18 protein-coding genes are annotated in these 22,646 nt (G+C 51.0%); 6 read left to right on the forward strand and 12 right to left on the reverse strand.

From position 1 onward, the window contains the following. The 12 genes from EBB54_RS20655 to EBB54_RS20710 all read right to left on the reverse strand — a co-directional run bounded on the left by EBB54_RS20655 (position 1) and on the right by EBB54_RS20710 (position 15,151). Entirely contained in the window at positions 1 to 1,725 is a 1,725-nt protein-coding gene (locus EBB54_RS20655) for a phospho-sugar mutase (RefSeq protein ID WP_125128792.1), read from the reverse strand. Positions 1,726 to 1,780: 55 nt separating this feature from the next. After that, positions 1,781 to 2,962, reverse strand: coding sequence for an SGNH/GDSL hydrolase family protein (locus EBB54_RS20660; protein WP_125128793.1), 1,182 nt, complete (start codon positions 2,960 to 2,962; stop codon positions 1,781 to 1,783). Continuing rightward, positions 2,950 to 4,005 (reverse strand): SGNH/GDSL hydrolase family protein, encoded by a 1,056-nt coding sequence (locus EBB54_RS20665; RefSeq protein ID WP_016298588.1) that lies wholly within the window; start codon positions 4,003 to 4,005, stop codon positions 2,950 to 2,952. The genes EBB54_RS20660 and EBB54_RS20665 overlap by 13 nt, the downstream gene beginning before the upstream one ends. Beyond that, a complete protein-coding gene (locus tag EBB54_RS20670; protein WP_125128794.1) occupies positions 4,002 to 4,619 on the reverse strand; it encodes a YesL family protein in 618 nt (205 codons plus the stop codon). The genes EBB54_RS20665 and EBB54_RS20670 overlap by 4 nt, the downstream gene beginning before the upstream one ends. A gap of 61 nt (positions 4,620 to 4,680) precedes the next feature. Continuing rightward, positions 4,681 to 5,850, reverse strand: coding sequence for a glycoside hydrolase family 130 protein (locus EBB54_RS20675; RefSeq protein ID WP_125128795.1), 1,170 nt, complete (start codon positions 5,848 to 5,850; stop codon positions 4,681 to 4,683). A gap of 122 nt (positions 5,851 to 5,972) precedes the next feature. Further along, complete coding sequence (locus tag EBB54_RS20680) at positions 5,973 to 7,238, reverse strand: AGE family epimerase/isomerase (protein WP_125128796.1); 1,266 nt, start codon at positions 7,236 to 7,238, stop codon at positions 5,973 to 5,975. 4 nt (positions 7,239 to 7,242) lie between these two features. Beyond that, positions 7,243 to 8,268: a glycoside hydrolase family 130 protein gene (locus EBB54_RS20685; RefSeq protein WP_125128797.1), complete on the reverse strand. Its 1,026-nt coding sequence runs from the start codon at positions 8,266 to 8,268 to the stop codon at positions 7,243 to 7,245. 94 nt (positions 8,269 to 8,362) lie between these two features. Then, complete coding sequence (locus EBB54_RS20690; RefSeq protein ID WP_016298583.1) at positions 8,363 to 9,208, reverse strand: carbohydrate ABC transporter permease; 846 nt, start codon at positions 9,206 to 9,208, stop codon at positions 8,363 to 8,365. Then, positions 9,208 to 10,185 (reverse strand): carbohydrate ABC transporter permease, encoded by a 978-nt coding sequence (locus tag EBB54_RS20695; protein WP_125128798.1) that lies wholly within the window; start codon positions 10,183 to 10,185, stop codon positions 9,208 to 9,210. Before EBB54_RS20695 ends, EBB54_RS20690 begins: the two co-directional genes overlap by 1 nt. A gap of 47 nt (positions 10,186 to 10,232) precedes the next feature. Beyond that, positions 10,233 to 11,609, reverse strand: a complete 1,377-nt coding sequence (locus EBB54_RS20700; protein ID WP_125128799.1) for an ABC transporter substrate-binding protein — start codon at positions 11,607 to 11,609, stop codon at positions 10,233 to 10,235. Positions 11,610 to 12,215: 606 nt separating this feature from the next. Beyond that, a complete protein-coding gene (locus EBB54_RS20705) occupies positions 12,216 to 13,232 on the reverse strand; it encodes a LacI family DNA-binding transcriptional regulator (RefSeq protein ID WP_016298580.1) in 1,017 nt (338 codons plus the stop codon). Between the two features lie 185 nt (positions 13,233 to 13,417). Then, the gene (locus EBB54_RS20710; protein WP_125128800.1) at positions 13,418 to 15,151 is read right to left on the reverse strand and encodes an AAA family ATPase; all 1,734 of its coding nucleotides are present in this window, start codon (positions 15,149 to 15,151) and stop codon (positions 13,418 to 13,420) included. A 273-nt stretch (positions 15,152 to 15,424) separates the two neighbouring features. Here EBB54_RS20710 and EBB54_RS20715 point away from each other — a divergent pair, with 273 nt between their 5' ends. The 6 genes from EBB54_RS20715 (at position 15,425) to EBB54_RS20740 (ending at position 22,608) form a co-directional block, all read left to right on the forward strand. Next, the gene (locus EBB54_RS20715) at positions 15,425 to 17,800 is read left to right on the forward strand and encodes an endonuclease MutS2 (protein ID WP_004072255.1); all 2,376 of its coding nucleotides are present in this window, start codon (positions 15,425 to 15,427) and stop codon (positions 17,798 to 17,800) included. Positions 17,801 to 17,811: 11 nt separating this feature from the next. After that, a complete protein-coding gene (locus EBB54_RS20720; RefSeq protein WP_016298576.1) occupies positions 17,812 to 18,525 on the forward strand; it encodes a response regulator transcription factor in 714 nt (237 codons plus the stop codon). 48 nt (positions 18,526 to 18,573) lie between these two features. Beyond that, positions 18,574 to 19,980 carry a sensor histidine kinase gene (locus tag EBB54_RS20725; protein ID WP_016298575.1) on the forward strand — a complete coding sequence of 469 codons (1,407 nt, stop codon included), beginning with the start codon at positions 18,574 to 18,576 and terminating at the stop codon, positions 19,978 to 19,980. Between the two features lie 208 nt (positions 19,981 to 20,188). Next, the gene (locus EBB54_RS20730) at positions 20,189 to 20,770 is read left to right on the forward strand and encodes a TetR/AcrR family transcriptional regulator (RefSeq protein ID WP_125128801.1); all 582 of its coding nucleotides are present in this window, start codon (positions 20,189 to 20,191) and stop codon (positions 20,768 to 20,770) included. Further along, the gene (locus tag EBB54_RS20735) at positions 20,763 to 21,455 is read left to right on the forward strand and encodes an ABC transporter ATP-binding protein (protein WP_125128802.1); all 693 of its coding nucleotides are present in this window, start codon (positions 20,763 to 20,765) and stop codon (positions 21,453 to 21,455) included. Before EBB54_RS20730 ends, EBB54_RS20735 begins: the two co-directional genes overlap by 8 nt. Continuing rightward, positions 21,439 to 22,608, forward strand: a complete 1,170-nt coding sequence (locus tag EBB54_RS20740; RefSeq protein WP_243127750.1) for an FtsX-like permease family protein — start codon at positions 21,439 to 21,441, stop codon at positions 22,606 to 22,608. The genes EBB54_RS20735 and EBB54_RS20740 overlap by 17 nt, the downstream gene beginning before the upstream one ends. Positions 22,609 to 22,646: the final 38 nt, after the last annotated feature.

Genomic DNA, 22,646 nt, shown 5'->3' on the forward strand with positions numbered 1-22,646 from the left:
TCAGCTCCCGAATCCCTGTACCGCCTCCGTCAGCTTCTGCAGCATCATTTCCGCGTCTTCCCCGCTTTCCCCTTTTACGCCGATGTAAAATTTGATCTTCGGCTCGGTTCCGGACGGGCGGACACAGCACCACGCAGCCTGTCCCATTTCAAAGTACAGCACATTGGATTTGGGCAGGCCGGTTTTCCCCTTTTCTTTTGTCACAGTGTTCAGCAGGACATCCTCCCTGTAATCCCGGAACTGCGTCACAGGGAAGCCTCCGATCTGCTCCGGCACGTCCTTCCGGATACGTTCCATGATTGCCGCGATCTTCCTTACGCCCTCCTGCCCTTTTAGCGTAATCGTAGACAGTCCTTCTTTAAAATAACCATATCGCCGGTACAGCGTTTCCATCTGATCCTGGAGGGTCATTCCCTGATGCCTGCACCACGCAGCCGTCTCGCACAGTGCCATCACAGCCACCACCGCATCCTTGTCCCGGGCATGGGTCCCTACCAGGCAGCCGTAGCTTTCCTCGTAGCCGAATACATACTCGTGCTCATGGTTTTGTTCAAAAAACTTGATCTGCTCGCCGATATATTTAAAACCAGTCAGCGTTTCGATCAGGTCTGTCTGATATTCTCTGGCAATCTCCCGGGACATTTTCCCGGAAACAATGGTCGTCACCACGGCGCCGTTTTCCGGCAGTGTTCCCATCGCCTTCTTCTGGGAAAGGATGTATTCCAGAATCAGCATTCCAGACATATTTCCGGTAAAGCCCACGTATTCCCCTGTGCGGGAATCCTTCGCATAGACGCCCAGCCGGTCCGCATCCGGGTCTGTGGCAAGGATGAGATCCGCGTCTTTCTCCCTGGCAAGCTCAAGAGCCAGAGTAAATGCGTTTTTGTCCTCCGGGTTGGGATAGGAAACGGTGGGAAATCTGCCGTCCGGAAGCTCCTGCTCCTCCACCACATACACCTGTGAAAATCCAAGCTCCGAGAGGACTCTGCGGACCGGGAGATTGCCGGTTCCGTGCAGTGGCGTGTAGACGATCTTCAAGTCTGCCGCTTCCTCCCGCAGGATTTCCGGATGGATCACCAACTTTTTCAGGCTCTCAATGTATGCATCGTCCATCTCCGGGCCGATCACCCTGTACAGCCCGGCCTTTTCCGCATCCTGCCGGGACATGGTCTTTACCTGCCCATAATCCTCGACAGCGTTGACCTCGCTTATGATCTCCTGATCTCTGGGAAATGTGATCTGCGCGCCGTCCTCCCAGTATACCTTATACCCGTTATATTCCGGCGGATTGTGGCTGGCCGTCACCACGATCCCGGCCGTACATCCAAGCTGACGCAGGGCAAAGGACAGCATCGGCGTGGGACGCAGGGAGGGAAAAATGTATGCCCTGATCCCGTTTGCCGCCAGGCAGAGCGCCGCTTCCTCCGCAAACTCCGGGGACATATTCCGGGAGTCAAAGGCAATGGCAGCGCCTTTTTTCTCCCCCTGCTCCTTTAAAATATAATTCGCAAGGCCCTGGGTTGCCCTCCGCACGGTGTACAGGTTCATGCGGTTTGTGCCTGCCCCGATGATCCCCCGGAGCCCGCCGGTCCCAAATTCCAGATTCCGATAAAAACGTTCTTCAATCTCAGCCGCGTCGTCTTCGATTGCCCGCAGCTCCTGTTTCGTCTCCTCATCGAAATACGGATCATTCAGCCAAAACTCATATAACTTTCTTGCATCCATTTTTTTGCTTCTCCTTCTATTTTGATCCATCTGCATCCCAGACAGGACATCGGTACTACGCGGTGATCAGCGACACCAGATAGAACGGTACCGCAGTCTCTGCCCCGTCGTCCAGGATTTCCAGTTCAATACTGTGCTTTCCATGATCCCCGTGGTGGAGGATTGGTTCCAGATACAGGCAGTCCCCCCAGTCCTCCTCAAAATTTCCGTCCAGAATGCGGGCCTCCCCGCGGTTTCCGTCCAGAACCAGCTTTGCCCGCAGAGCCGGCTTTGAGACGGATTTCCGATACTGGAGGGCAATGCAGGAGGCCGTCACCTGGAACCGGATCTTGTCCCCCGGACGCTTTCCAATCCATCCGTTTTTGAACAAATCCAGATGCCCTGTTTTTTCCTCCGTGTCTGCCCGGAAGCCTGCAAGCTCCGGTGAGATCTCACGGATCGTCAAACGGCTGGCAAATTCATACGCATTCTCTGTCATCGGAGGCGGGAGCGGGCTGTCCTCTTTCTGCGCATCCGCTTCCTGCAGACCGGCTTTTTGAGCGGCTTCTTTCTGCACGTCTTCTCTGCGCAGACCGGCTTCCTGAGCGGCTTCTTTCTGCACGTTTCCTTCCCGCGCCCGCGTCTCCTCCCAGACCTGCCGGAAAAAGGCGATGATCTCCTCTGCCACCAGTTCGTGCCCCTGATCGTTGGGATGTAGCGCGTCCCCGGTGAGTTCCTCCATGGCGTACTCCCCCGCCTCCACCTTCCGGTACAGGGTATCCCTCATGCTCACATGGGGCACATGGTACCAGTCCGCCGCCGCATTGTGGTACTGCTGGGCATTTTCCCCGGTGTCATAAAACACATGGTTCAGCACAAGCACCGCCGGCTTCGACTTCCATTCCAGAATCCTCCGCAGTATTCCTTCGTATGTCTCCTGAAAAAAATCATCCGCTCCGTCGTTTACGCTGAAATCAATGACCGCCAGATCCGGCTGGTACATCAGCAGATCCGGCACGATCCTGGCCGCCCCGAAGTGGGAGGTGGTGCCGCCGATCCCTGCATTTACATAACGAAACTCCGCCTTTGGAAATGTACGTTTCCACCATTCAAACACCCGGTATGAATAGGTTTTCTCGTGTACGGACGCGGCGCAGCCCTGGGTGATTGATCCTCCGAAAAAAGCAATCGTCAGTTCTCCGCCTTCATCGGCTCTTCGCATACATTCCCTGATCCTTGTAAGGTCTATCCTTTCCATGTGTCGCTCCATCCCTCTGTTTTCTTAATATAGGCAGCCAGTTCTTCCGCCATCTCCTCCGCTTCTGGAATCCGCAGATGCCCAGGCGTGCCTTTCCCGTTTCGCCGGAACATGTACTGCGTCACTTTCGCGTCTCCCAGCTCCTCCACAACGCGTCCAATGGCGCAGTCCCATGCCGGGTCGTGGTTTAAAAGCGTGGTGCAGCAGATGATCCGGGCATCCGGATAAGTTCCCCGCAGCTTCCTGAGAAACGCCCCGTACCGGGTACGCCATGTCCGCGCCTTTTCTCCGTCAAAATCTTCCTTCATGTAGTCCTCCGGGTGGCTGTCATTCTGACCCAGTGCCACGATCACAACCTGGGGAACATACCGGGAAAAGTCCCATTCCGATGTTTCAGCCAGCTCGGGATGGTAATGCACCTTGTCCCACGCGGTTTCCATCCCGATATAATCCGGCCCGTGAAACCACCCTGTCCCGTCCAGCAGGGCCATGCCGCCCTGTGCGATATCGTGAATCCGGGCATTCAGCTTTCTGGCAGTCATCCATGCGTAGGAATACCAGCTGTTGGAGTATTCCCCGTTGTGCTCCGGATCCTCTTTTCCCGCATATTCCACCGCTTCCGAGACTTCCCCGGCTGAGACAGAATCCCCGTAGACCTCGATCTTCCTCTCCGGCTGTTCCGGCATATCCAGAAGCTCTGCGCCGTCCTCCAGCTCCACGCCTAAAAATGTCATCTCATGGCAGGCATCCTGCCGTTTGAAAAGAAGCAGCTCATGCACCGCTTTCTCTTTTTGCTCCACCTGGATCTCCAGCTCTGCACTTCCGTCTGGCGGAAGCGCCAGGGCCGTCTGCCTGCCGTCCAGTATGCACCCGAGATAATTGTCCCAGTACGCGCTTCTGTTTCTCACATACACCTTCAAAGTATTTCCGGTAAAACGCATCCCTACCGAGGTGCAGGGATATACAAAAACCGGTTCCTTTGGACTGCGCCGGTCAATCCTTCCGCAGTAAGATAATTTTTCGTGATCGGGTTTGATCCTCATACCTCTTCTCCTTCTATTTTCTGAAAGATCCTCGTCAGCAGCAGACAGTTGATCCATACAATACAGGAAAAACCTGCCACACAGAAAAGCGGCATTGCAACCATCGTATAAAATGCCCCTGCCGCGACGCACACTGCCGGCAGACTGTTCAGCGCCGCCATCACCAGCGTCGCAGGGAAATTGCGAAACGCCAGCCGCAACGCGTTTGCCAGCGTATTCCTTACACTGTTTTGAAATCTTGCCTGCAGGGGGAAGGCATAACTGATCGTAAAGCACCACAGCGCTGCCAATATCCCGACCCCAATGTTCAACAGCCTTCCCAGGTTTTTGCCGTACAGGATATCGAACAGCAGAACCGAGCCTGCGGCCAGGAAGAACAGCCACAGCTTTGTGCCCTGCTTCCATTCCTCCCGGCACGCCTGCAGGTACTCCCTGGCCGCGTACCGGCTCTCCCCCCGCACACGGCGCAGGCCCACCCGGTAGAACGCCGTCGCGGACATTCCGATCGTAATGACCGGCAGCGATGTAAGGAGAAACAGGACATTTAATATCATCCAGTCGCCGATCCTTCCCATAAATTCAAAAAACGGATGCTCGATTGTCAGCTTTTTCATTCGCTTCCTCCCTCGTATACCGACCTGTACGGTTGGATGCCCTAAAAAGCCTCCAACCGACTCAGCCTTTCAGCAGCGCCAGATTCCGGCGGATCATTTCACACCTCTGCTTCACGCAGTCCGCGGACCGCAGCGGGTCCTTCGGTGTGGAAAACAGATATTCCTCCAGCCGGTCGATGGTTGTGGCTGCCACATGCAGCCTGGTGTCGCAGGAGGCATAGTAAATGTATACATCCCCGTTTTCCCTGACCGCGGCCCCGTTGGTGAATACCACATTGGACACGTCCCCGACCCGCTCCTCTCCCAATGGAACGAGAAAGACGCCGGAGGGCTCCGCCACGACTCTGGAGGGATCCTTAAGGTCGGTTCCGAACGCGTACAGGACATAGCGCAGCCCTGCCGCCGTATTCCGGACGCCGTGGGCAATGTGTATCCAGCATTTTTTTCCCCGGATGGGAGGCGCGCCGGCCCCGTTTTTGGACTCTGTAAGGGTATGGTAAATCCGTCTGCTGATGATCCTTTCCTCTCCGATCACCGCGTGCCGGATGTCCTCACACAGTCCGAACCCGATGCCACCGCCGCTTCCGGTCTCAATGAAACCGTCCATGGGGCGTGTATAGAACGCGTATTTCCCGTCCACAAATTCCGGGTGGAGGGCAACGTTCCTCTGCTGGGGCGACTGCAGCGTTTTCAGGTTGTCCAGCCGTTCCCAGGTCTTGAAGTCCTTCGTCCGGACGATCCCCGCCGCGGCCACCGCCGCAGACAGATCCGGGTTTTCTGCATCCTTACTTTCCGAGCAGAACAGGCCGTAGATCCAGCCGTCCTCATGCAGGGTCAGACGCATGTCGTATACATTGGTCTCCTCCGGGCAGGTATCCGGCAGCACCACCGGCTCGTCCCAGAAGCGGAATCCGTCGATTCCCGTCTTGCTTTCCGCCACCGCAAAAAACGATTTCCTGTCATTTCCTTCCACCCGCACGACCAGATAATATGTTCCGTTCAGGCAAATGGCCCCGGAGTTCATCACTGCGTTGATGCCAAGCCGTTCCATAAAATACGGGTTCGTTTCCTCATCCAGGTCATATCTCCAGTGAACCGGGGCAAACTCCCTGGTCAGCACCGGGTACTCGTATCTGTCGTAAATCCCGTTGTAAAAGCTGCTTTTCCGGTTTTTCCCGGAAACCAGCCGATCCACCTTCGCCTGTTCGACATAATATTGTTTGTGAAGCATCTCTGCATTGCCTCCTTATATACTAATCTTTTCACCTGTACGGTTGCAATCCGAAGTCACATTTTTATGCAATTTAATGCAATGAAAATGCGGCTTCGGATTAGCAACCTACCTATGATCGTTCAAACCCGCTTCATGACCTCCAGGCACATCCGCCCGTTGTGGTACGGGCATTTCCACGGGTCAACGATGGCCTTCTGAATCGGCCTGTGTTCCTCGTCCAGACCGGAAAACCACTCCGACCCCGGACGCCGGTCGATCAGATGATCCCGGATGTAGCCCCAGATGTCCTCTGCCGCCGCCAGGTACTCTTTCTTCTCCTGATGTCTCTGATATCCGTTCAGGAAACCCACTACGGCCTCTGCCTGGACCCACCAGACCCGGGTCCTATCTACCACGCCGTTTTCCGCCTCGTTGACCAGGGAATGGTCTGTGTATGCCCTGTGGAAAATATGGTCCGTGATGGTTTCCGTGATGGGCGCAAGCCGTTCCGTATAGGCTCTGTCGCCCAGTATATCCAGCCCCCGGTCTATGAGCCATGCGGCTTCAATATCGTGGCCGTAGGAGTACAGATCGATCAGCGGGTTCCAGAAACGGTCAAAGAATACTTCCTGCCGTCCCAGCCGGGGATTGTAGACCTTGTCCGCCACAATATCCAGCATTTCCCGGAGCCGGTCCGCAACCTCCCCGTCCCCGGTCACACGGTAAAGCTCCGTGTACGCTTCAAATACATGCAGCAATGTGTTCATGGTCTTCTCGGCCATAACGCCGTTTTCGGAAAGCTTGTCATTCTCCGCCGGGACAAAGTCCCTGGTGAACGCTTCCCGGTAGCCAATCCCCGGCGCAGCGTTCCTTCCCTCCGGCATAGCAATCTCCCTGTCCGGCGTTTTCACCGTCCCGTCCCCGGCCGGGCTGCTTCCCGGACCGGCTGTCCCGTCCCATACGTCCTTACATTTTTCTTCCGCCACACGGTACAGGCCGCGCGCAATCTCCAGAGCCTCCGCATCCTTGGACGCATCATAATAGGAAGAAAGCGCGTAGATGGCAAATGCCTGGTTATACGTGTGTTTCGTCTCGTCCTGGGGCTCTCCCTTGTAATCCAGCGACCAGTAGACGCCGCCGTATTCCCGATCCAGGCAGTGATCCCTCAGAAAGCGGAAGGCATGCCCCGCGCTTTCCAGAAGGTGCTCCTCCCCCAGTGCCAGATAAGCATTGGAGAAAAACCAGAGAATCCTGCTGTTCAGGATACAGCCCTTGACCGCCTTACGGTCCAGCTCCAGGCCGTAGCTCAGATAGCCGTAAAACCCTCCGTTTTCCCGGTCCGTCATGCCCTGCCAGAAGGGAATCAGGGTTTCTGTCAAATGTTGTTTCACTTCTGTTTTCAGCATGATTTTACCTGACTCCAATCTCCGTATCTTCCGGGGAAACGACACTGTGTTCTTTGATGTAAGCCACCACCTCGTCTGCCTTTGCAAACGCAAGCCCCACATACGTATCGGCAGCGCCGTAGTAGATGGCGATCCTTCCGCTTGGGGCGTCCTGGACCGTAGCGCAGGGGAAGGTTACGTTGGGCACAAACCCCCGTTCCTCATACCATTCCTCCGGCGTCAGCAGGAAGGTGCTGCAGCGGTATTTCACGATGGAAGGCTGCTCCAGATCCAGGATCGCTCCGCCGATGCTGTATACATAGCCGTTGCAGGTCCCGGTCACGCCGTGGTAGAACAAAAGCCACCCTTCGCTTGTCTCGATGGGCGCCGCTCCTCCGCCGATCTTCACATTCTGCCACCACTCGTTTCCTTTTCCCATCACATGACGGTGCCTGCCCCAATATTCCATATCCCTGCTCTCGGAAATGAAGATATCCCCGAACGGCGTGTGCCCGCTGTCACTTGGACGGGACAGCATCAAAAATTTCCCGTTCACCTTTCTCGGAAACAGCACCGCGTTTCTATTAAATGGAAGAAACGGGTTCTCAATCCGGACAAATTTTTTAAAATCCTGTGTCTTAGCGGCCCCGATCGAAGCGCCGTAAAAATCCTGGCACCAGATGATATAATACGTGTCCTCCACCCTGACCAGCCTGGGGTCGTAAGCATACCTGGGCATAAATTCATTTCCCGCTTCATCCTCAAAGCGGAGCTTCTCCTTTTCAAAATCCCAGTGGATGCCGTCCCCGCTCCGGCCGAGATAAATGTATGGAATCCCGTTGGTCTGCTCCCCCCGGAATACGCCGATAAATTCCCCGTTGCAGGGCATCACCGCACTGTTGAATATCCGTGCAACGCCCTCTGCCGGATTGCGCCCGATGACCGGATTCTCCGTGTACCTCCATACCGGCATCCCTGCTTTTCCCTGCTCCTGCCTTTCCTGCCAGGGCATATTGGGCACTGCTGCCCCGATGATCTTTACTTCACTCATATTCTTCCTCCATAATCCATATTCACTTCCCAAATCGGTGCTCCCGCCGCGGCCTCTCTGCGGTTCACGCCGCCGGTCCGCGGCGGACCTCCTCTTAACCCTTCACGGCCCCTGCTGCCAGTCCGCCGTAGATCTGCTTCTGGCAGAGGATAAATACGATCAGGGCCGGGATCATCGTGATGATGACGCCCGCGCAGATATAGTTATACTGATTTCCCAAAGGCCCTGTAAACTTAAACAATGAGGTAGCAACCGTAACCAGCCGGTTTTTATCCTGCAGATACAGGTTCGCCGTATAGTATTCGTTGTACACCCCCACGCCTTTCAGGATCATGACCGTCACGATGGCCGGTTTCAGGAGCGGGAACAGGATCCGGAAAAATACGCCGAAGTAGGTGCACCCGTCCATGATCGCCGATTCGTCCAGGGAATCCGGGATATTTTCAAAAAACTGTATAAAAATGTAGATGGAAATGATATCTGTCCCGCACATCATGATGATATATCCCGGCAGGAAGTTGATCCATCCCAGGCTGTACATGATCTGGTATACGGATACCTGCATGGCGATGCCGGGAAGGAGCGAGGCAAACAGGAACATATTGCGGATCAGTCCGTTGCCTTTGAATTTGAAACGGCTCAGCACATATGCCAGCATGGAGCCGGTCAAAATCGACCCGGTCAGCACGCACACCAGGATGATGGCGGAATTGCGGAACGCGACCCCCATATTGGCCTGCTTCCACGCCTGGATAAAGTTTTCAAAATAAGTCCAGCTCTGGGGCAGCGTCATGACATTCGTGGAGGCGTATTCCTCCGGCGTCTTAAATGCTGTGATCACGCAGACGACGATGGGAAGCACCGATACGAACGCCCCGAATATCAGTGTCATGTATTTCAAAACAGAGAGAACGTTTCTTTTTACCTTTGCCTTTGACATCACTGTGCACCTCCTCTGGCTTCCGCTTCCAGACGTTTTTTACGCTTTCTGACCTCACGGATCGACTCTGTTTCTCCCACGCCGAAGTAATACTTTTCGATGCCCTTCTGGATCAGCGTGGCGATCATGATCAGGATCAGCAGCACCACAGCCATGGCGGACGCCAGTCCTACCTTCTGGCTTTCATGGGCCAGCCTGTTCATGATGACGAAGTAGGTTCCTGTCCCGAAGTCACCGCCGGTAATAACGTAAGGCGGTTCGAATACGCTCAGGGAGCCGGTGATCGAAAGGATCATGTTCAGCACGATGATCGTCTTGATGTTCGGCAAAATGATGTAGACAAATTTCTGGAAGCTGTTCGCCCCGTCAATATCTCCTGCCTCATAGAGGGAAGCATCCACCGACATGATCGCCCCGATAAACATGACCATGCCCTGTCCCATGTACCTCCATATGGAAGTGGCCGCAACGGAAATGTTGTTGATGCTTGTATCTTTCAGCCAGTAAGGAAGCTGCTCCAGGTTGAAGCCGCACCACTGCAGGACCGTATCCAGAACGAACCCCCTGGTATAGAAAAATTTAAAAATAAATCCCACCGCGATCCCGCATACCAGGTAGGGGAAAAACATCAGCCCTTTAAACACCCCGCTGCCTTTTACCCGGAAGCTCAGCACTGACGCGAAGTACAGCGCCAGCCCAAGCTGGATAAAGGAAGCAGCAATATAGTACAGACTCAGCTTAAGCGCCTGGAAGCAGTCTTTTCTTGTGAATACCTCCACATAGTTCTGCAGCCCCACAAATTCCCGGTCGCCGATGTATTTCATATCATAAAAGCTGAATCCGATCATCTTGATAAACGGTATGTATGTAAAGATTACAAGCAATGCCACCGGTACGAGCATGAATGTAAAAATGCAGAGCTTCCGGTTGACCTTTCCCGATTGAACCCACGCTTTCAGACTCTTCTGATTACTCATTGATCCCACACTCTCCTTTCCTTATCATGTCATTCCATGCCGGCTTCTTAAAATTCCACACCGTTGGATTCCTGGGCTGCCGTCCATTTCTCATTCCATTCCGCGGCCAGCTCTTCCATGGTCTTGTTCCCGGATACCGCCTCTTCTACGATCTGTGTCGGAACCGCGCCGGATACATTGATCCCAAGCTCAGAATCGTTGTTGACGTCGTTGAACAGGTTTTCTTCTCCTGCTGCCGCGGGGCTATTGACCACCAGCTCGATTCCCTCCAAAGCCTGCAGCGCTTCCGGATATTCATCGCCCTTTACAATAGAAAGGCCGCCTTCTCCCTGCGCAAAACCTGATTCTTCCACCAGCCATTTGATATAGCACATTGCTGCGATCTGGTTATCCCGGGAGCTGTTGCAGTTGATTCCGTAGTTGTAGTCCGGGCCTGCCGCCGCATACTGTTTTCCATCTACAGTGATGGGGAATGTCATATATCCGATGTCGTCCGCATTGCTGCCCGCCTGCTGGATCTGAATGACTGACCAGGAGCCCAGCGCCATACAGCCGATCTCGCCGTTGTTCAGCCTGCCCTTGCTGCCTTCCCAGTCCGTGGTGGTCGGGTCGTCCTCCGTCAGCCCCCGCTTGACCGCCTCATACAGGGTGTTGTAGACTGCATACGGGCCGGTTCCGTCGCCCCGGTCAGCAAATGGGTCTTTTCCTTTTGTAAGCCCTGTATTGGCAAAATCCGGATCTCCCGTTGCCCCTCCGTCGATGTACGCGTCCCACGCCGTCATCGTCCAGCCTGCCGCAAAGTTTGTATACAGAGGAATGGCATCTGTTTTCTCCTTGATCGCCTCCAGCGCGTCCAGGAACTCATCCGGAGTCTTCGGCAGCTCCGTGATGCCGGCCTCCTCAAATACCGCCTTGTTGTATATCACGCCCTGTACATTTGCCATGGACGGAACGCCGTATACCGCGTCCTGGTACGCAAAATTGTTCAGCATGTTCTCCTCATAGTTCTCTGCCAGAGTTCCCTTGTCTCCCAGCTTGGTAAAATAATTTCCCAGCTCGTCCTTATCCACATTCGTAGGCACCATACAGATATCGCCCCAGTCTCCGGTCGTCAGGCGGGTGGTGATATCATTTGCATAGTCGGTGATTCCCTCATACTCAATATTGATATTGGGATACAGCTTCTGAAATTCTTCGATATACCCTTTGAAGGTCGTATCCACCACATCCGTCTTGTGGGTCAGGAATTTCAGATCCGCCTCAATATCCGTGTAGTCCTCACCCAGCTTGATCTGATCCAGAGTCACGTCCATCTCCTGCTTCTCTGCCTGTTCTGTTTCTTTGGGTCCGCACGCAGATAATGAAACTACCATTGCCGCAGCCAGTGATACCGAAAGCATCCTCCTCATTACATTGTTTTTCATTGCTTTTTCTCCTTTTTCTTTTTTATTTTAAGACCTGGTGCAGTGTCTCATTTATATTGCGCCAAATGAACTTGCCTGAATTTCCATCTGCTGCGTTGGCTTCCATCGACGATACCACCGCATCGCCTTATTGTTATTTGGCTGAAGTGGATGAGACACTGCACCAGCGGCCTTAATATCATATTTTCAGTATTTTCTTCGAATGCATCATGAAATTAATTTAATCATTGTTTTAAATTAATTTAACTATACACCAGTTAACTAAATCCGTCAATACTTTACCCCCCCCCTATATATTTTTCGTTGTTTTGTCTAATATTCACATTATTTTTTTGTATAAAGTGCATAATGAGTGATTTTTAAAAATAAAAAAACAGGAGTTAGAAATGTTTGTTAATTAATTTTAACTTCATTTTAATTAATCTAAGACTATTTTAAGAGTATTCTAAGAGTTGTGTGCAGAAACATTCAAAGGTGTTTTTAAGAATTGTGTACAGAAGCATTCAGATTGCATACAGAAATATTCAGAAAAGATTTATTCAAAAAAACGCAGTGCGCATCCCCCGGAGGGTTTTGCCGCACTGCATAAAAACGGATGCCGAAAGATCAGATTCTTGACTGAACCGTCTTTTTTTCAACGATTCTTCCGGTTATGATCTGAACTCCCTCCACATATTTTTCGTGCCGGATCTTTTTGATCAGGGACGTGACGCAGGTCTCCGCCATCCGTTCCAGATCCACGCTGTAGGAAGTGATCCGTCCCGGATCCATCCCCATACCGATGGGCAGGAAGTCATCGAAGCCCACCACCGATACGTCGTCCGGCACCGAATATCCCATGTCCTCCAGATTTTGAATCAGAATATTGGCCGTAAAATCACAGTTGCATACATAGGCGTCCAGATCCCCCTTCTCCGTCAGGATCTTATCATGGGTCTTCCCGTACTTACTCCGGTCCGAGATTTCCCATTCTTCCCTGTAGTCAATGCCGTTTTCCCGAAGGGCCTTCCTGTAGCCCCAGAACCGATCCGCAATACTGCTTGTGGCGTCAATATTTCCCACATACCCGATCCTTTTGTGCCCTCGCCGGATCAGATAGTCGGTCAGCAGGTAGGTTCCGTAATATCCGTCGGAAATAACGGTGTCAAACGCGATGGACGGCATGTAGGTGTCCAGAAAAAACACCGGCAGCATGGACTGGCTGACGATGGCGTCGATATATGTTTCCCCAAGCTGTCCCACAAGGATCAGTCCGTCTACCTTTCCGTCCTGCAGCACCTTCGGAGTATTGTTTTCCTGCTCGTCCTCTTTTTTCAGCAGCTCCAGGATGCCGTAGTAATGGTTGTCGTACAGCGCCCTGACCACCTTTTCATAAAGCTGCCCGTAAAATGAGACCGAATATCCGTAGTAATTTTCCGGCATGATCACGCCGATGTTCCCTGTGGCTGCAGGCGCGGATCTGCCTGAAGAGCCGGAGATATACCCCATCTGCTCTGCCACCTGTTTGATCCGGCCCCGCAGTTCCTCGCTGACCCCCGGCTTTCCCGACAGCGCTTTCGACACTGCAACATTGCTCACCCCGACTTTTGCTGCTATATCTGCCAATGTTACACCTTTAGCCATATTTCCCCTCCATAGGTTTATTTAATCGCTTTTATGATTAATTCTAAATATACTCAAATTTGCTGCGGTTGTCAATGTCATATATTGAGAAGGAGAGGATTCGGCAGGTCATTTGTTACTGTTCACACGGTGCTGTGCACTTGCTGCACGGCGTCGCGCACCCTGTAACTCGTTTCACGCAGTCATTACCTTTCAATAGGGCCTCCTGGTCGGATAACCGCTTTATTATATAACACTTTGCAGCGTTTCTTATGGCAGGCAATCCCAAACTTATGAATCACCTGAATCCCCTCCTGTTCCAAAGCTGCTGTATACCCTTCATCTTCAATCTGCTTCATTGCCTTCTTACATGCGGTCTCAAATGTACCGTCTTCCGCATATTTCACTTCCATAATGCATCCAATCTTTTCTGCGGGAATCCTGATCATGATATCCATATATCCAGTACCGGATTCTGCATTGGACTTCACAATCCAGCTTTCTTCCGCTCTCATCAGCCCCAGCAGCATTCCATGATAAAAATTTTCTTTCATCTCTTTCCGGATAAAAGTATCCCGAATGCTGATGGAATCATCCATAAAGCTGTTAAACAGACTTTGAAATGCCGCTCCATCCCCTTCTTTAACCGCCGAACAAAATTTCTTCCACCGTTCTGTATTGCTTACTGTTTTTGTTTCAAACCAAGACAGGATTCTCTCCTCATAGATTCCACGGATCTCTCTATTGGGAATTACAAGCCGATGAATCTTGCCGGCCGGTCTTACCGCATCTGTCAAATAACCAGTTGCAAAAAGGATACTCCATAAATGTGTCTGCCTTTTCTGCGGCTCTTCATTTTCAAAATCAGAGTATGTCAATCCGGAGATCAAGGATTTCTCCACATACTCTCCGGAAATCAATGCCTCGATCTCTGCTCTTGTAGTCTCGTTAGAATGTTCCAGAATCTCTTTCACAATACGGTTGCTGCTGCTATTCTCCCAATGGGATTCCATCCGCGCACTCCTTGATTCACAAAATTTATCGCATTGATTCAACACATCCCATGGGCAGTAAATGTGAGTCTCACCGAACCGGTATCCGTCATACCACTCCTGAAACAATTCAAACTTATCTCCCAAGTCATAGTAATCCAGCAATTCTTTCACTTCCCGATCCGTAAATCCGAAATACTCTGCAAACCGAACATCCGAGACCGTCCGTACCTTGAAATTATTAAGCCCTGTAAAAATACTTTCCTTCGCAATCTGCAGGCACCCCGTAATCACTGCAAATTCAAGATTTTCATTGGTCTTAAGTACCTGGCTTAAGACAGAGCGGATCAGATTTACCATCTGAGGGTAATATCCATTTTGATAAGCCTTATCCAGCGGCACATCATACTCGTCAATCAAGACAACAACTGATGTTCCATAGTGTCTGCGCAAAAGTCTTGTCAAAAGCTTCAGACTATTGTGGAGCTCTGACGGCTTTTCCAACCGATTCTCTGCCAGCCGTTCAAATTTTACCTTGTCATACTGCATTAACCTCTCACTTTCCAAAAGGAAATCCAGCCTTGCCGCTTCTTCACTGACAACAGTGCACAACGTTTCATATGCCGTTTGGAAATCTTCCCCTCCAACGTCTTTCAAACTGATGGAGATAACCGGATATTTCCCCATATGCTGTTCGCACAGCTCTTTTTCCGCTGCAATCCCCAGCCCCTCGAACAAAGCTGCATCTGTTCCAAACTCAAAAAAGGTTTTCAGCATATCTATATTTAAGCTCTTGCCAAAACGCCTTGGACGTGTAAAAAGATTTACACTGCCCCTGGTTTTCAGAAGCTCACTGATAAAGCCCGTCTTGTCCACATAGTAGAACCCTTTTGTTCTGATATTGCGGAAAAATTCTTCGCCTATCGGAAGTTTCTTCTTCTCAATCATAAATTCACACCCACTTTACAGTCTTTTTTCCCTGTAATACATACATTTATCAAAAACAGCATTCCTTTATCCTGCCTTATATATTATCACTTATCGGAAGTTTCCTCAATCAGATTTCTGGTTTGTCATGAACTCAAGGAAAAATTCCTTTTCATTCGCCGCCGGATAAGGTACAATGAAAAGAGCATCCTGCCGCCGAACATCCTTGCAGGCATGACTGCCTGACTCGCTGCTTCGCGGTAAAAGATTTTTCAAAAAAGGAATATACAGACTATGAATCAGAAAACATTAACCAAATTAGAATATGACAAGATCACCGCCCTCTTGGAGGAGCAGGCAACCTCCTTCCGTGGACGGCAGCTCTGCCGCCGCTTAAAGCCCATGACCGATATGGAGCGGATTGATACGGCACAGGAGCAGACGGCCGCCGCATTTACCAGGCTTATCAAGAAAGGGCGCATTTCCTTCGGGGACGCCGCTCCGGTAGAAGAATCCATGAAGCGCCTGGAGATCGGCGCTGCTTTGGGAAGCGGAGAACTGCTGCGGATCTGCAGGCTGCTGCAGAATACCGGGCGGGCGAAAGCCTACGGGCGGCACGACACCCAGGAGGAATCCGCGGACTGCCTGGACATTTATTTTGAACAACTGGAGCCATTGACCACCCTGTCCAATGAGATCGACCGCTGTATTCTCAGCGAGGAGGAGATCAGCGACGACGCAAGCCCCACGCTCAAGCGCATCCGGCGCAGCATGGACAGCATCAACGAAAAAGTCCACACCACGCTGAACGGCCTGGTCAACGGCTCCCTGCGGACTTACCTGCAGGACCCCATCATCACCATGCGGGGCGACCGCTACTGTCTCCCGGTGAAGGCGGAATACCGGAACCAGGTCAGCGGCATGATCCACGACCAGTCCGCCACCGGCTCCACCCTGTTTATGGAGCCCATGGCTGTGGTCAAGCTGAACAATGACTTAAAGGAACTGTACGCCAAAGAGCAGGAGGAGATCCAGGTCATCCTGGCCCGCCTGAGCGAGGAAACCGCGGGTTATATCGAAGAGATCCGTACCGACTACCGCTGCCTGACGGATCTGGACTTTATCTTTGCCAGAGGGCAGCTTGCCATGTCCATGAACGGAAGCCGCCCCATCCTCAACGAAGAGGGCCGGATTCATATACGGAACGGACGCCACCCCCTGCTGGATGCCCGGAAGGTGGTGCCCATCACGGTCACTCTGGGGCAGGATTTTTCCCTGCTGATCATCACCGGCCCCAATACCGGCGGAAAGACGGTCTCCTTGAAAACCGTGGGATTGTTTACGCTGATGGGACAGGCGGGTCTGCACATCCCGGCCTCCGACCGTTCGGAGCTGGCCGTATTTCACCAGGTGTACGCGGACATCGGAGACGAGCAGAGCATCGAACAGAGCCTGAGTACCTTTTCCTCCCACATGACCAATATCGTTTCTTTCTTAAAAGATGTGGACGAACGCTCCCTGGTGCTCTTCGACGAGCTGGGGGCAGGTACGGACCCCACAGAGGGAGCTGCGCTGGCTATCGCCATCCTCTCCTATCTCCATGACCGGGACATCCGCACCATGGCCACCACCCACTACAGCGAGCTGAAGGTGTTCGCCCTGTCCACTCCCGGCGTGGAAAATGCATGCTGCGAGTTTGACGTGGAAAGCCTTCGCCCCACCTACCACCTGCTCATCGGCATTCCCGGAAAGAGTAATGCATTTGCCATATCCGGAAAGCTGGGGCTGCCGGATTACATCATCGAGGATGCGAAAATGCGTCTCTCCGAGCAGGACATTTCCTTCGAAGATCTGCTGACCGACCTGGAGACGAGCAAGCGGACCATTGAGAAGGAGCAGGATGAGATCCAGGCCCACCGCCGGGAAATGGAGCGCATGAAGGCCCAGCTCCGGCAAAAGGAGGAACGCCTGGAGGAACAGAAAGAAAAGATTCTCCGGGAGGCCAACGACAAGGCCAATGCCATCCTGCGGGAGGCCAAAGAGGTTGCCGATGAAACGATCAAAAATTTCCACCGTTTCGGCAAGGAAAATATCTCTGCCGCCGATATGGAGCGGGAGCGGGAACGGCTGCGCAAAAAGATCAAGGATACGTCCTCGTCGCCTTCCCTGAAAACACAGAAGCCGAAGAAGGAGCACAAGGCATCCGACTTCAAGCTGGGCGAATCCGTGCGGGTGCTCAGCATGAACCTGACCGGAACCATCCGTTCCCTGCCCGATGCCCGTGGAAATGTCACCGTGCAGATGGGGATTTTGAGTTCCCAGGTGCATATCTCCGACCTGGAGATCATGGAGGAACAGAACCCATTTTCCACATCCCGGAAAAAACATACCGGAGGCGGAAAGATCAAGATGGGCAAATCCCTCTCCGTCAGCCCGGAGATCAACCTGCTGGGGCGCACGGTGGACGAAGCCGTCTCGGAGCTGGACAAATATCTGGACGACGCCATCCTGTCCCATCTCAATTCCGTCCGGGTAGTCCACGGCAAGGGAACCGGCGCGCTGCGAAAAGGAATCCACGAATTTCTGCGCCGCCAGAAGCATGTCAAATCCTACCATCTGGCGGAGTACGGCGAAGGGGACGCAGGGGTGACGATCGTGGAATTAAAATAGGAGGGGATATTATGGCAGCAAAACAGAAAATTTTAATAGTAGACGACGATGAAAATATTGCAGAACTGATTTCACTTTATCTGAATAAAGAGTGCTTTGACACGAAGATCGTATTCAACGGCGAGGATGCGCTGGACGCCTTCGAGACCTACCAGCCCAACCTGATCCTGCTGGACCTGATGCTCCCGGGCATGGATGGCTACCAGGTCTGCCGGGAGATCCGCGCAAAATCCTCCACCCCGGTGATCATGCTTTCCGCCAAGGGCGAGGTCTTTGACAAGGTTCTGGGGCTGGAGCTTGGGGCCGATGATTACATCATGAAGCCCTTTGATTCCAAGGAAATGGTGGCCCGCGTCCGGGCAGTCCTGCGCCGCTGCCAGCCCTCCAAGCCGGAAACACCCGCGGCGGGCAAGGCAAAATGCGTAGAATACGACGGCCTGACCATCAACCTGACCAATTATTCCGTTGTATGCGACGGGCGCCAGGTGGAAATGCCGCCCAAGGAGCTGGAGCTCCTCTATTTCCTCGCCGCCTCCCCGAACCAGGTATTCACCAGAGAGCAGCTTCTGGATCAGATCTGGGGATATGAATATATCGGCGATACCCGGACGGTGGATGTGCACATTAAAAGGCTGCGTGAAAAGATCAAGGATCACTCAGGCTGGTCCATCAGTACGGTGTGGGGCATCGGATATAAATTCGACACCAAATCCAGTACGTTGTAGGACGCTGCCTGCATCCCGCGCAGAGCGAAATTGGAAATGGAGACCGTTATGAGAAGCACCCTGCATATTAAATTTGCATTACTATATATTATATTTGCCTTTTTGGGCGTATTTACCACGGCCACATTGGGGCGGCAGCTCCTGCTGAACCGGATCGTGGCCACCAACTCGGAATCACTTTACCAGGAGGCGAACCTGATCGCCTCCAATTATCTGCCCTCCTATTTTACCGACAATACCACCTCCTGGGCGGTTCATTCCCAACTGAATGCCATGCGCATTTATCTGGATGCCTCCCTCTGGTTCGTGGCCGCCGACGGGACGCTGATCACCTCCTCCAACCTGGAAAATACATCGGCCCCGGAGGTCATTGATGCGTTCGACCCGGCGGAAACCGGCGGGAAACAATATCTCACCGGGGAGTACCACGGGTATTTCAACGAGGAGGTCATGACCGTCATCGCCCCGGTGATTCAGGGTTTCCAGACAAAAGGATATCTGCTGGTTCACCAGCCGTTTTCCGCCCTGGAAACGCGCTGCTCCCGGATGATGATTCCATTTTACATCACCCTGATGGTTCTGTTTGCCCTGTCCTTCATCTTTCTGCTGGGATTCCATTATTTCATCTACCGCCCTTTGAGCCTGATCACCGAGGCGGCCACCCAGTACGCGTCCGGCAACCTGGACTACGAGATCCCGGTCTATACCCAGGACGAGATGGGCTATCTGTCCGCGTCCCTGAACTATATGTCCGCCCAGTTGGGCGACATGGAGGACTACCAGAAAAAAATCGTGGCAAACGTATCCCATGATTTCCGTTCCCCGCTGACCTCCATCCGGGGCTATGTGGAAGCCATGACCGACGGCACCATTCCGCCGGAGCTGCATGAAAAATATCTGAATATCATTTTGTTTGAGACAGAGCGGCTCACCGACCTGACCAACGACCTGCTGACCCTCAATGAATTTGACACAAAGGAGCTTCTCCTGGACAAGACCCGTTTTGATATCCAGGAAATGATCAAAAAGACCGCAGCCTCCTTCGAGGGCGTCTGCATCGAAAAGCGGGTTTCCATCGAGCTTCTGCTTCTGCCGGAGCAGGCTTTCGTCCTGGCAGACAGCCGGAAGATCCAGCAGGTGCTCTACAACCTGATCGACAATGCCATCAAATTCAGCGAAAATGACGATGCGGTGAAGATCGAGGTGACCCAGAGGGGCGGGAAAGTCTTTGTCTCCGTAAAGGATTCGGGAATCGGGATATCCAAGCGGGAGATCAATAAGATCTGGGAGCGTTTTTATAAATCCGACGCCTCCCGCGGGAAGGATAAGAAGGGCACCGGGCTGGGGCTGTCCATCGTGAAGGAGGCCATCCTGGCCCACGACGAGCATATCAATGTGATCAGTACCGAAGGGGTCGGGACCGAGTTTATCTTCTCGCTGGCCCGGGCGGAGTGAATGCGGCAATGGGCTGGATGCCTGCTGCCGCTGTTTTACTGATTGGAATTTTTTTATCTTGTGTCTCTCCGGAAAAGGAGATCATCTTTGCATAGGTACAGAAAGGCGGCAGCGATTTTTTCGCTGCCGCCTATTGACTTTTCGGTAATTCTGATTATAATAAATCGTGTGATGTAAAACAAATGATTTAGAAAAGGAGAATTCGGATATGCCGCCGAAAGCAAAATTTACAAAAACAGAAATTATTGAAGCCGCATTAAATATTGTCAGGACAGACGGATATGAAGCCTTAACTTCCAGAGCCTTGGGCATATACCTCGGCAGTTCGGCAAGACCGATTTTTACTGTATTTAAAAATATGGAGGAAGTTCAGCAGGCTATGATTGAGGCTGCAAGAGCTTTGTATAAAGAATATGTCCATAAAGGTTTAACAGCGGCGCACCCCTTCAAAGGCGTAGGTACGCAGTATATTCTTTTTTCTGTTAATGAGTCAAAACTTTTTCAGCTCCTCTTTATGACGGAGCAAAAACAAATTCCCGATTTATCAGGCGTGCTTCCGCTGATCGATGAAAGTTATGAGCAAATTCTGTTGTCAATTCAAGATGATTACAAAATCTGCATGTCATCAGCAAAAAAGCTCTATCATCATCTTTGGATATATACACACGGAATTGCATCCCTTTGTGCCACAAAAATGTGCCGCTTTACAGACGAAGAAATCAGTACCATGATTTCGGAGGTATGTATGAGCATTTTGAAAAAGGTAAAGGAGGAAGAAAATCATGATTAATGCGAAAGATATCATAAAATCATACGGAAACGGAGAAAGTCGATTTCAAGTATTAAAGAACATCAGCCTTGATATTGAGGATCATGATTTTGTGGTTATTCTCGGTGCGTCGGGTTCTGGCAAATCAACTTTTTTGAATGTGATTTCAGGTCTTGAACGCCCTGACAGCGGCAACGTGTTTTATGACGGAAAGGATATTACAGCGTTTTCTGATCATGAAGCAACTTCATTTCGTAAGGAAAATGTCGGATTTATTTTTCAGCAGTATTATTTGCTGCCCAATTTGAACGTCGATAAAAATGTGAAAATGGGTGCTGACTTAGCAGATAACAAAAATTACAAAACTGTCATTGAGGCAGTCGGACTCGGAGAAAAACTACATAAATATCCCAGCGAACTTTCGGGCGGCGAACAGCAGAGAGTCTCTATCGCAAGAGCTTTGGCAAAAAGACCGAGCGTTTTATTTCTTGACGAACCGACAGGTGCATTAGACGAACAAACCGGACGGCAGGTTCTTGATTATATCTGTAAACTTCAAAAGGAATATGATTTTACAATCATATTGGTAACACACAATCTGAATATTGCAGAAATGGCTAACACAGTTATAAAAATGAACAGCGGAAAAATATCTGAAATTTATACAAATAAAACGAAAAAAAACGCTTATGAGATTGGATGGTGATGGTATGCTCGTTGGAATAAAAAATGCTTCAAGACTCATCGTCATTTCCATTATCGCCTGTTGTGCTGTACTTGTATGTACAATGTTTCTGAACTTTTATTTTGATATTCGGTCCATTGAGAGTGAAATAACATCTGAATTGTCAATGATTTTTTATAATGCTCAGGTTTCTACCGCAAAAGTCGTCAGCCTTGTAAGCGGCGGATGCCTGCTTTTTTCTGCGGTTGTTATGCTGTTGTTTTATGTCAAGCATTATATTGACACGCATAAGAAGGAACTTGGGATATTAAAGGCATTGGGATATTCAAATATCAAAATTGCAAAAAGCTTTTGGGTATTCGGAATCAGTTCATTTATCGGAACTGCAATCGGATATGCAGGCGCATTTCTTATAATGCCGTGGTTTTACGCTCTGCAAAATGAAGATAAAATACTTCCTGAGATCACGATCCATTTTCATCCGAGCATTTTACTTTATTTCGTGGTATTGCCGACTGTGTGTTTTTCGGCGCTTTCGGTTTTTTACGCTTGGTACAAATTAAAAAAGCCTGTGCTGCTGCTTTTGAAAGATACTCTGCAAACTGCTTCTAAAACTTCAAATCACAGACTCGAAAAAAACAGAGAATTGTCGTTTGTAGAGGATTTGAAAAGGAATACCTTGAAATCTAAAAAGGCACTTGTATTTTTCATTATTTTTGCTTCGTTTTGTTTTTCAGCTATGACACAAATGTCGTTTAGTATGAAAGATTTCTCAAGTGAAATGATGGGTGTGATGATGTTGGTCATCGGACTTGTATTAGCGTTTACTACTCTGTTTCTTGCCATAACTACAGTCATAAACGGAAATACAAAAACGATTGCTATGATGAGGGTATTCGGCTATTCGCAGAAAGAATGCTGCAGGGCAATTTTAGGAGGATACAGACCCATGTCCTATATTGGTTTTGTAATCGGAACAGTATATCAGTATGGACTGCTGAGGCTTATGGTGGATATTGTATTTAAAGATTTTGAGGATGTACCTGCATATAAATTTGACTTTCCTGTTATGCTTGTTTCCCTTGTTTGTTTTATCACAATTTATGAAATTCTGATGTATGTATATTCCGAAAAAATCAAAAAGATTTCGATCAAGGAAATTATGATTGAGTAACAGGGGGAAATGGATTGAATCCCCCCCCTGATCCCTCC

The organism is Schaedlerella arabinosiphila (genome assembly GCF_003885045.1).
Lineage (GTDB): Bacteria > Bacillota > Clostridia > Lachnospirales > Lachnospiraceae > Schaedlerella > Schaedlerella arabinosiphila.

Bases quoted from the DNA above. Each gene is read 5' to 3' on its own strand.
- EBB54_RS20655 (WP_125128792.1), bottom strand. From the start codon at position 1,725: ATGGATGCAAGAAAGTTATATGAGTTTTGGCTGAATGATCCGTATTTC.
- EBB54_RS20660 (WP_125128793.1), bottom strand. From the start codon at position 2,962: ATGGAAAGGATAGACCTTACAAGGATCAGGGAATGTATGCGAAGAGCC.
- EBB54_RS20665 (WP_016298588.1), bottom strand. From the start codon at position 4,005: ATGAGGATCAAACCCGATCACGAAAAATTATCTTACTGCGGAAGGATT.
- EBB54_RS20670 (WP_125128794.1), bottom strand. From the start codon at position 4,619: ATGAAAAAGCTGACAATCGAGCATCCGTTTTTTGAATTTATGGGAAGG.
- EBB54_RS20675 (WP_125128795.1), bottom strand. From the start codon at position 5,850: ATGCTTCACAAACAATATTATGTCGAACAGGCGAAGGTGGATCGGCTG.
- EBB54_RS20680 (WP_125128796.1), bottom strand. From the start codon at position 7,238: ATGCTGAAAACAGAAGTGAAACAACATTTGACAGAAACCCTGATTCCC.
- EBB54_RS20685 (WP_125128797.1), bottom strand. From the start codon at position 8,268: ATGAGTGAAGTAAAGATCATCGGGGCAGCAGTGCCCAATATGCCCTGG.
- EBB54_RS20690 (WP_016298583.1), bottom strand. From the start codon at position 9,208: ATGTCAAAGGCAAAGGTAAAAAGAAACGTTCTCTCTGTTTTGAAATAC.
- EBB54_RS20695 (WP_125128798.1), bottom strand. From the start codon at position 10,185: ATGAGTAATCAGAAGAGTCTGAAAGCGTGGGTTCAATCGGGAAAGGTC.
- EBB54_RS20700 (WP_125128799.1), bottom strand. From the start codon at position 11,609: ATGAAAAACAATGTAATGAGGAGGATGCTTTCGGTATCACTGGCTGCG.
- EBB54_RS20705 (WP_016298580.1), bottom strand. From the start codon at position 13,232: ATGGCTAAAGGTGTAACATTGGCAGATATAGCAGCAAAAGTCGGGGTG.
- EBB54_RS20710 (WP_125128800.1), bottom strand. From the start codon at position 15,151: ATGATTGAGAAGAAGAAACTTCCGATAGGCGAAGAATTTTTCCGCAAT.
- EBB54_RS20715 (WP_004072255.1), top strand. From the start codon at position 15,425: ATGAATCAGAAAACATTAACCAAATTAGAATATGACAAGATCACCGCC.
- EBB54_RS20720 (WP_016298576.1), top strand. From the start codon at position 17,812: ATGGCAGCAAAACAGAAAATTTTAATAGTAGACGACGATGAAAATATT.
- EBB54_RS20725 (WP_016298575.1), top strand. From the start codon at position 18,574: ATGAGAAGCACCCTGCATATTAAATTTGCATTACTATATATTATATTT.
- EBB54_RS20730 (WP_125128801.1), top strand. From the start codon at position 20,189: ATGCCGCCGAAAGCAAAATTTACAAAAACAGAAATTATTGAAGCCGCA.
- EBB54_RS20735 (WP_125128802.1), top strand. From the start codon at position 20,763: ATGATTAATGCGAAAGATATCATAAAATCATACGGAAACGGAGAAAGT.
- EBB54_RS20740 (WP_243127750.1), top strand. From the start codon at position 21,439: ATGAGATTGGATGGTGATGGTATGCTCGTTGGAATAAAAAATGCTTCA.